2 protein-coding genes are annotated in these 408 nt (G+C 52.2%); one reads left to right on the forward strand and one right to left on the reverse strand.

Translation table 11 applies throughout. From position 1 onward, the window contains the following. The coding region (locus KHA85_RS20460; RefSeq protein WP_213186703.1) for a hypothetical protein at positions 1-233 on the reverse strand (233 nt) is incomplete at its 3' end. Here KHA85_RS20460 and KHA85_RS20465 point away from each other — a divergent pair. Then, positions 232-408: thioredoxin domain-containing protein (locus tag KHA85_RS20465; protein ID WP_498039912.1), on the forward strand; the 177-nt coding region annotated here is incomplete at its 3' end. The genes KHA85_RS20460 and KHA85_RS20465 overlap by 2 nt on opposite strands.

The following is a 408-nucleotide window of genomic DNA, read 5'->3' on the forward strand; positions in this document are numbered from 1 at the left end:
GCTTTATTCGATTGAAAGACGCTTATCATCAGTTGCATTGCTGTTTTACTGTGCCGCCTGATTGTTGGCGGCGGAGAATTTTTACCGTAGTAATGTGATCTATTTATGACAAAAAATTCATTTTCATGTCGAACGATTAAAAAAGTCGCGTAAAGAGTGAATTTTTTCTTCGGCCGACGGTCGGCGGCTGGTCTACAGTTATCGATACCTTGTTCCGCTGCGGGAGGAATCATGCACGATACTTATACTTTGTTCGGCACGCAGGGCTGCGGCTCGACGATCGTGGCCGCCGCGTTGGTGTTGACCGCTTTCCCCTGGGGCTATGAGGAGGTGGACTACACGCAGGACGGCCCGGAGCGCGATCGCCTGCTGGCGCTGAACCCGTTGGGCCAGGTGCCCACCTTAGTG

This window comes from Dietzia massiliensis (genome assembly GCF_018390595.1).
In the GTDB taxonomy this organism is placed as follows: domain Bacteria; phylum Actinomycetota; class Actinomycetes; order Mycobacteriales; family Mycobacteriaceae; genus Dietzia; species Dietzia massiliensis.